This is a genomic window from Streptomyces hiroshimensis, from assembly GCF_014650335.1.
GTDB lineage: Bacteria > Actinomycetota > Actinomycetes > Streptomycetales > Streptomycetaceae > Streptomyces > Streptomyces hiroshimensis.
The window spans coordinates 39,235-46,970 of sequence record NZ_BMUT01000024.1 but is presented as its reverse complement, the minus strand read 5'-3'; the positions used below and the strand labels follow the sequence as shown (position 1 = coordinate 46,970).

The following is a 7,736-nucleotide window of genomic DNA, read 5'->3' as shown; positions in this document are numbered from 1 at the left end:
TCGCCCGCAGAATGTCCAGCGACTGACCGATCCAGCCCTCAAGATCATCCGCGTAGGCCTTCTTCACCGGAGCAGCCGGCTTGGCAGCGGGCTTGGCCGGGGCAGCAGGCTTGGCAGCGGGCTTCGCCGCAGCGGCCGGCTTGGCGGCTATGGCCTTGCGCTCGGTGGAACGGTTGGCGGCCTGCTTCTCCGCACGCTCCTTGCCCGCCTTCGCCTCGGCGGCAGCGTCCGCGCCGGCCTTGGCGGCGGCGTCAGCATGCTTCTCCAGGTCGGCCTGCTGCGTCTCACCGAAAGCCTCAGCACTCCACGCCACCGGCTTCACCGCAGCAGCCGGAGCCGCATCAGCAGCGAAAGCATGCGGAGCAACGGCCACCGCGACGACAGCGGCACCGGTCGCGGCAATACCGGCAACAGAGAACTTGTGAATCTTCGGCAGACGAACATAAGCGGAGACGGTGGAGCGCATAACTGAGCTGAACCTTCCGATCGCGGGATGTCGCCCGGCCCTGAAGCGGCGCAAAAACAAGCGCCGTTTCTCGGTCGACGGCGCCCAGCGACTCCACAAGTTTTAGCCACCACCGAAAACCCTGACAAGGCCTGTGACCTACTACGCCCATTCATCGCCCGCACACGAAAACCCGACCCGGCGCCTTAATTCCGCCGCCGAATTCCACTAACGGCATTCGTAAGTGACCCAGGCCTCATGGGCGCCCTCACACGGAGCAGCCCCCGAGACGACACACAGCGAGCACTCACACGCACAGCGTCAGCGAATTCCGGAGCCCCCGGGACCCGGGCCTACGAAGCCTGGTCGAGGGACGCGCGGGGATGCGGGATGGCGGGCTCCCCGGTCTGTTGCAGGGAGACGGTCCGCGCCGGAGCGGGGATCCGGATGCCCTCGGCGCGGTAGCGCTGGTGCAGGCGCTTGATGAATTCGTGCTTGATGCGGTACTTGTCGCTGAACTCGCCGACTCCGAGGATCACCGTGAAGCCGATCCGGGAGTCCCCGAACGTGTGGAACCGGACGGCCGACTCATGGTCGGGTACGGCGCCCGCGACATCCTTCATCACGCTCTCGGCGACATCGACGGTGATCTGCTCGACGCGCTCCAGGTCGCTGTCGTAGGCGACGCCCACCTGCACCGTGACGGACAGCTTCTGTTCGGGCCGGCTGAAATTGGTCATGTTCGTGCCGGCGAGCTTGGCGTTCGGGATGATGACCAGGTTGTTGTTGAGCTGCTCCACCACCGTGATGCGCCAGTTGATGTCGCGGACGTAGCCCTCCTCGCCGCTGCTGAGCCGTATGTAGTCGCCGGGCTGGACCGTCTTGGAGACGAGGATGTGCACACCCGCGAAGAGGTTGGCCAGGGTGTCCTTCAGGGCCAGGGCGATCGCCAGGCCGCCGACGCCGAGGGCCGTGAGCAGCGGGGCGATGGATATGCCGAGGGTTTCCAGCATGACGAGGAAGCCCATGGCCAGCACCGCGATGCGCGTGATGTTCACGAATATCGTGGCCGATCCGGCCACGCCCGATCTGGACTGCGCCATGGAGCGCACCAGACCGCTGATCACCCGGGCGGCGGTGAACGTCGCGATCAGGACGATGCAGGCCATCACCACCTCGTCGACGATGTGTCCGACTTGGCTGGTCAGCGGGAGGGCTGCGGCGGCCGCCGCCACGCCGGCCGCGACCGCGCACCCCGGTGCGAGCGTGCGCAGCACGTCGACGATGATGTCGTCGCCCTGCCAGCGGGTCCTGAGGGCGCGTACGCCGAGCCAGCGAAGGATCACCCGCAGCACGAGGGCGAGGGCCAGGCCTGCGGCCACGGCGATGCCGGCGACGATGATGTCATGCAGTGTCAGATCCCGGTTCACCGGTGTCCTCCCCGCCCTGCGGAGGAGGGAGCGGGGGCGTCGTACGCCATCGCCGGAAGCCCGGAGTAATGATTCGTCACCTTGTACCTGTCTGTCCCGACGGATCGTGCTCGTGCCGGGCCACGGAAGGGCCCGGCACGAGAAGTCATCCTGCACCACGCCGGTTTCGCCCTTGCACGCCCGGGTGGCTCTTTCCGGACGCCCCGTCAGCGGGCCCGCGCTGTCACCTCGAAGGGGCAGCTCGTCCGGTGCGTGCCGGGATCGTCCGGTGCGCGCGGGGAGCCGGGTGTCAGTCGTCGAGCAGCCGCCATGCGGTGAGGGCGAGCCTGGCGCGGACCAGTCCGGCGGGCTCGGTGAGGCCGATCCCCAGGGTCGTCCCGATGTGTTCGAGGCGCCGGGCCACGCTGCTGTGGTGCAGGTGCAGGAGATCGGCCGCCCGGCGCAGGGATCCGGTGGTGCAGTAGGCGTCGAGGGTCTCCAGATCGTCCGGGCTGCCGGCCATGCGGGCGATCGCGGCCACGTCGGCGTTGTCCCGCGAGACGTCCTGAGGTATTTCGGCGAGCAGGGCCAGTGCGCCCAGTCCGGCGTAGTGCACGACGGGTTCGCGCGGGCTGGTGAAGCGGAGGGCGGTGCGGGCCTGTTGCCATGACAGGACCGGGTTGCCGGCGATGCCGATGCCCGCGCGTACGCCTGCCGGAAGCCGGTCGGCGGCGACCGTCGCGGCCAGGATGACGCCCACGTCCGCCACCTGTGCCGCCTTCACCGGACGGGCCGCGCAGATCGATCCGCCCACCTGGTCGAGGGGGATCTCCGACCGTACGGCGACGACGCGGACCGGCAGGCCGGCGGAGAAGCCCATGAGCCGCAGCGCCCGGGCTCTGGCGGCCTCGTCGCTGCCGGGGCTGATCACGAGCTCCACCAGGGCGGGGTCGGCCATGGTGGTGAAGGCCGGGCCGTGTCGCTCGACGGCCGCGGAGACGGCGAGGGCGAGCCGGTCCAGCAGCAGGTCGTCGAACGGGCCGGGCGGGCCGGAACGTTCCAGCCACACCGCGCCGATCGCTTCGTCGTCCAGCGTGATCGGCACCGTCGTGGACACAAGTGCTTCAGGGGCGAGAGCTTCAGCGGCAGGAGCCTCACGGCCGTCGGGTCCTATGCGGATCAAGCGCCCCGTGCCGAAGAGCCGTATCCCGGCCACGCACTCGGCCAGGCTTGCCGAGGCCCGGGCGAGCGCCGGAAGGTCCACCCGGCGGCGCATCAGCGTGTCGTAGAACATGACGACGCGGATCGCGCCTTCTGCTTCCGCATCGAGTTGCGACAACCGTACGACGAGTGCCTCCATGTCAGGAGGTTAGCCCGCGCCCTTCGTCACCCGTCTCTCCTGAGGTGACGGACCTCCTGACGGGCCTCCTGACGGGCCTCCTGAGGTGACGGACTCGATTATCCATCCCCCGTGCGGCGCGGGAGCCGGGAACCATGCACATCAGCATTGGCCAACGCTCCGTCCGCCGGCACCAGGACGTTGCCGCGCACTCAGGGTGGAGCCGATCGCTGCGGGGGCCGCTCTCGTGTATCGCATCATTTTCTCGGTCGACGACCTGGCACGCGTGAGGATCAGCGAAGCGGATCTCCTCTCCATGGAGGCCTTGTTCGCCCTGGAGGCGCTCCGGGAGGGCCGGGGAGAGGGATTTCGCGCATGGCGGCAAGGAGTGTGCGGGGGCGGCCGGCGGGCCGATCCGAGAATGGAGCGGGTCGCGACGCTGATCCGGGTTCCGGGCGGTCCGGGAAAGCTGCTGGAATTGTGTACCGGCGGGGGACGCCACACCGTGGTGCCGCCGAACGGCGCAGGGGCTCCCCCGGTGTCCCTGCGTTCCGCGGTCCAGGACTTCCAGCAGATGGCCGTCGCACCGCATTGGGGGCGGATCCGTGCCTATCTGGGCGAGGTCCGCGACACCTTGCGGGACATCATGTGCCGCGACGGCGTGGAAGTGCTGCTGGACTCGCTGGGTCCGGGAATCCGCTGGAACCCGCCCGCCCTGGAGATCGCGGGCGTGCGCTCCGGGGAGATGGAGCTGGACGGCACCGGGCTGGTGCTGGCTCCGTCCTTGTTCCTGCAGCGCGCGGGACATGTGCTCCCGCCTGCCCGGCAGGGAGTGCACCGCGCGCCCGTGCTGGTGTTTCCCGACCGTCCCGGACCGGAGGAGCTCACGCAGTTGCTGGGCGGCGGGCGGGCGGGCGGTCCGCATTGCGGGCCGGACAGTCTCGCCGCCCTCGTCGGGCGGACCAGAGCGGCCGCGCTCCGTGCGCTACGGGAGGGCTGTACCAACGCCGAGCTGGCCCAACGGCTGGGCGTGTCCGCGGCCGCGGTGAGCCAGCACATGGCCGTCCTGCGGGCCGCCGGGCTGGTCTCGACGCGCCGCAGCCGCAGTCATGCCATCCACACCGTCACTCATCTCGGCCGCCTCCTGCTGCGCGGCGAGGCCGCGGAACGGCGCCCGGCGGAGCCGACGCTGCGTCAGGAGCCCACGCTGCGTCATACGGCCTTTCAGCAGGGCCGGGAAAGACGGGAGCCCGCGGCCGCCGCGGCCGGAAGGCAGATCTCCGCTTAAGCGTGAACTTACGCCGATTGCGGGCCGGCGGCCGGCAGGCGCAGGATTATCACAGCGGAACGGAAAAGCGTTCCACTCCCCGGTCGCAGAACTCCGGCGACCGGGAACCCATTTCAGTGAATCGACGGCGGCACAGGAAACCTGCCGCCCGGCACACAGAGGGAGGGCACAATGGATCCGAGCTACGAGGCGTACACGATCGCCGATTCCACGTGGTACGAGCCGCTGGAGCGCTGCCAGGACTCGGATTCTCTTTTCTCCCTCTCCGTGCGGGAACTCCCGCAGGGCTGGCGGCGGGAACACCAGGGCGTATGGGAATTCCTGATGCCCGGTGACACCGGAAAGCTGCCGGAGCAGGGCTGGAAGATCCACGTGAGTGCGACGCCCGGCGCCGCCGAGGAGACCATAGAGGCGGCCTGGACCGTCTGCCGGCAGCTGGAGCTGCCGTGGAAGTTCCTGCGCAGCCGGCGGATCGTCGCCGCCATGAACACCAAGTACGCCCACCGGGCCGCGAGCGGCAAGGCCGTGACCGTCTATCCCCGGACCACAGACGAGCTGCGCAGGGCTCTGGATGAGCTCGAGACGGTGATGCGCGGGCGGCCCGGACCCTACGTGCTGTCCGACCGGCGCTGGAACGACGGCCCGGTGTCGGTTCGTTACGGAGCCTTCATCCTGATGTGGTGCGAACGCGCGGACGGCACCCGCGTACCGGCGCTGCGCACCCCTCAGGGGCAGCTGGTGCCCGACCACCGCCGCCCGGTCTTCACCCTCCCCCCGTGGGCCGACGTCCCGGACTTCCTCGCGGAGCGGCCTGCGGCCGACGGCGAGTCGGCCTCTCTCGGCGGCTACGAGGTCCGCAAGGCGCTCCACTTCTCCAACGGCGGGGGCGTGTACCTCGCGCACGACGGCGAGGGCAGACAGGTCGTCCTCAAGGAAGCCCGTCCGCACGCCGGCCTGGACGCCAACGGCATGGACGCCGTCGACAGGCTGCGCACCGAGGACGCGGTCCTGGACGGACTCGGGCATCTTCCGTTCGTCCCGCGCCGGTACGGCGCGTTCACCGCCTGGGAACACCACTACCTCGCCATGGAGTACGTCGAGGGCGAGACCGTCAGCGCCTGGCTGGGGCGCGAGCACCCGCTCACCCGCCACCGGCCCACCGAGGCGGCCCGTACCCGATTCGCCGCGTCCGTCGTCGAGCGGATGGAACAGGTCGCGGAATGCGTACGGGCGCTGCACGAGGCCGGAGTGGCCTTCGGAGACCTGCACCACCGCAACATCCTGATCCGGCCCGACGGCACCGTGGCGCTCGTGGACTTCGAGCTCGCCGCCCCGGTCGGCTCGGTCCGCAGCGCCGCACTGGGGGCGCCCGGCTTCGCCGATCCCGCCCTCACCGATCCCCGGGAGGCGGACCTGTTCGCCCTGGGCTGCTGTCAGCTCGCGGCCCTCGTCCCCCTCACCGTGCTGACCTTGCGCAACCCGCGCTCGGTGGCCTCCCTGATCGAGCTGGCCCGGGCCTCATTCCCCTCCCTGCCGGCGGAGTTCATCCGGCAGATGACCGAACGCCTGGCTCTGTCACCTGCGTTACGTCCGCACCTCCCGCCGCCTGGCACACTCGCCGGGCCACCCCCGCCCCTCACGCCGCCGTCCACGGACACGTTGCTGCGCGGCATCGCCCGCTCGGCCGACACCGGCCGTAAGGACCGGCGCTACCCCTGCGACGTGGCCGGGCACCGCCCGGGCGCCGCACTGGGGCTCGCGTACGGCACGCCGGGCGTGCTGTGGGCTCAGCACGCGGCCGGAACGGCGGTCTCCGACGACGACGTGGAGTGGCTGGCCGGTGCGGTGCGCCGGGCTCCCCTGGACACACCGGCGGGCCTCTACGACGGGATGGCGGGCGCCGCATGGCTCCTGCACCGGCTGGGGCACCCGCAGGGCGCGAACCTCGTCGACCGCCTCCTGGCCGGCCCCCTGCCCGCCTCGCCGGGGCTGTTCAGCGGACTGTCCGGGATCGCCCATCTCTTCCTGGACGTCGGGCTGAAGGACGAAGCGCTCGCCCTCGCGCTGCGGGTACGCGAACGCGTGGGGACCAAGGGACTGCTGGACCGGCCGGGGCTGATGCACGGCTGGTCGGGGCCCGCGGTGCTCTTCGCCCGCTGCGCCGAAGTGACCGGAGACCTGCAATGGGCGGCGGCGGCCGAACGCGCCGTGCGCTGCGACCTGGCGCACGCCCGTGACGTGGACGGCATGCTGCAGATGCACAGTTCGAGCCGGCTGCTGCCGTACCTCGCGGAAGGCTCCGCCGGCGTCGCGATGGCCGCCCTCGCGCTCCCCCCGCCACAGGCGGCCGCGCTCGGTGCCGACGGCATCGTGGCCGGTGCCGCCCGGGCCGGCGCGGTGGAAGTCGTCCTGCAGGGCGGGCTGTTCAGCGGCCGCTCCGGACTGGCGTACCTGCTCTCCCACGCCCTGTCCCGCACGGGACGGTGGCAAGCGGAGCTGGACAGCCATCTGCGCGCCCTCACCTTGCACTTGGCGCCGTACGAGGACGCACACGTCCTGCACGGCGACCAGCTGGTCCGTCTCTCGGCGGACCTGGCGACCGGCTCCGCAGGCGCGCTGATCGCGCTTGCCGCCGCCAAGAACCCCGGCAGCCGTCTGCTCCCCGGCGCTCACCCCACGTGCGGGTGGCCGCCGGCCGGGAGCGACGCTCCGGACCACCCGGCCCTGCGAGCCCGCGAAGGGAGGTGAGAAGACATGCAGAACATCCTGGCCCTGCAGGAGCTCGACGAGGAGACCGTCCTCGACGCTCCCTGGAGCTCCGTCAGCGTCGCCGCGTGCCACTGACGTCGTGAGGTGCCCCCGGCGGGCGGCACCGCCCCGACAGCGAACGGCCGAGCAGCAGAAGGGAGGTGAACCGGAGATGCGGAACATTCTCGCCCTGCAGGAGCTCGACGAGGAGACCATCGTCGACGCCCCCATCAGCACCATCAGCCTCGGCGGCTGCCACTGAGACACCGCCCCGGCGCAGACCGGGACCAACCCCTTCCCACCGTGCCCCTGAAGGAGGTGACAAGGAATGCAGAACATTCTCGCCCTGCAGGAGCTCGACGAGGAGACTGTCCTCGACGCTCCCTGGAGCTCCGTCAGCATCGCCGGGTGCCACTGACACACGGTCAAGAACGGCTGCACCGCTCGCCGTAAACAAGCGCGGGGAGGCCACAATGTGGGTGGCCTCCCCGCGCTACTTCCAGCTTA

General features: G+C 70.6%; 7 protein-coding genes and 1 pseudogene. 5 read left to right on the top strand and 3 right to left on the bottom strand.

Going from position 1 to position 7,736, the window contains the following annotated elements; genetic code table 11:
- The 3 genes and pseudogenes from IE241_RS33165 to IE241_RS33155 form a co-directional block, all read right to left on the bottom strand.
- Positions 1-466 (bottom strand): annotated as a pseudogene (locus tag IE241_RS33165) (transglycosylase SLT domain-containing protein); the annotation flags it as partial.
- A gap of 332 nt (positions 467-798) precedes the next feature.
- Positions 799-1,875, bottom strand: coding sequence for a mechanosensitive ion channel family protein (locus IE241_RS33160; protein WP_190025586.1), 1,077 nt, complete (start codon positions 1,873-1,875; stop codon positions 799-801).
- A gap of 289 nt (positions 1,876-2,164) precedes the next feature.
- Positions 2,165-3,214 (bottom strand): helix-turn-helix domain-containing protein, encoded by a 1,050-nt coding sequence (locus IE241_RS33155; protein WP_190025585.1) that lies wholly within the window; start codon positions 3,212-3,214, stop codon positions 2,165-2,167.
- 517 nt (positions 3,215-3,731) lie between these two features.
- On the opposite strand from IE241_RS33155, the gene IE241_RS33150 reads away from it, so the two are divergent.
- The 5 genes from IE241_RS33150 (at position 3,732) to IE241_RS33130 (ending at position 7,647) form a co-directional block, all read left to right on the top strand.
- Positions 3,732-4,481 (top strand): ArsR/SmtB family transcription factor, encoded by a 750-nt coding sequence (locus IE241_RS33150; RefSeq protein WP_190025584.1) that lies wholly within the window; start codon positions 3,732-3,734, stop codon positions 4,479-4,481.
- Positions 4,482-4,652: 171 nt separating this feature from the next.
- Positions 4,653-7,229 carry a class III lanthionine synthetase LanKC gene (gene lanKC / locus IE241_RS33145; RefSeq protein WP_190025583.1) on the top strand — a complete coding sequence of 859 codons (2,577 nt, stop codon included), beginning with the start codon at positions 4,653-4,655 and terminating at the stop codon, positions 7,227-7,229.
- Positions 7,230-7,235: 6 nt separating this feature from the next.
- Entirely contained in the window at positions 7,236-7,325 is a 90-nt protein-coding gene (locus IE241_RS33140) for a class III lanthipeptide (RefSeq protein WP_190025582.1), read from the top strand.
- Between the two features lie 76 nt (positions 7,326-7,401).
- Positions 7,402-7,491, top strand: coding sequence for a class III lanthipeptide (locus tag IE241_RS33135; RefSeq protein ID WP_190025581.1), 90 nt, complete (start codon positions 7,402-7,404; stop codon positions 7,489-7,491).
- A gap of 66 nt (positions 7,492-7,557) precedes the next feature.
- Positions 7,558-7,647, top strand: coding sequence for a class III lanthipeptide (locus IE241_RS33130; RefSeq protein WP_190025580.1), 90 nt, complete (start codon positions 7,558-7,560; stop codon positions 7,645-7,647).
- The last annotated feature ends 89 nt before the right edge of the window (positions 7,648-7,736 follow it).

Bases quoted from the DNA above. Each gene is read 5' to 3' on its own strand.
- IE241_RS33155 (WP_190025585.1), bottom strand. From the start codon at position 3,214: ATGGAGGCACTCGTCGTACGGTTGTCGCAACTCGATGCGGAAGCAGAA.
- lanKC (WP_190025583.1), top strand. From the start codon at position 4,653: ATGGATCCGAGCTACGAGGCGTACACGATCGCCGATTCCACGTGGTAC.
- IE241_RS33140 (WP_190025582.1), top strand. From the start codon at position 7,236: ATGCAGAACATCCTGGCCCTGCAGGAGCTCGACGAGGAGACCGTCCTC.
- IE241_RS33135 (WP_190025581.1), top strand. From the start codon at position 7,402: ATGCGGAACATTCTCGCCCTGCAGGAGCTCGACGAGGAGACCATCGTC.
- IE241_RS33130 (WP_190025580.1), top strand. From the start codon at position 7,558: ATGCAGAACATTCTCGCCCTGCAGGAGCTCGACGAGGAGACTGTCCTC.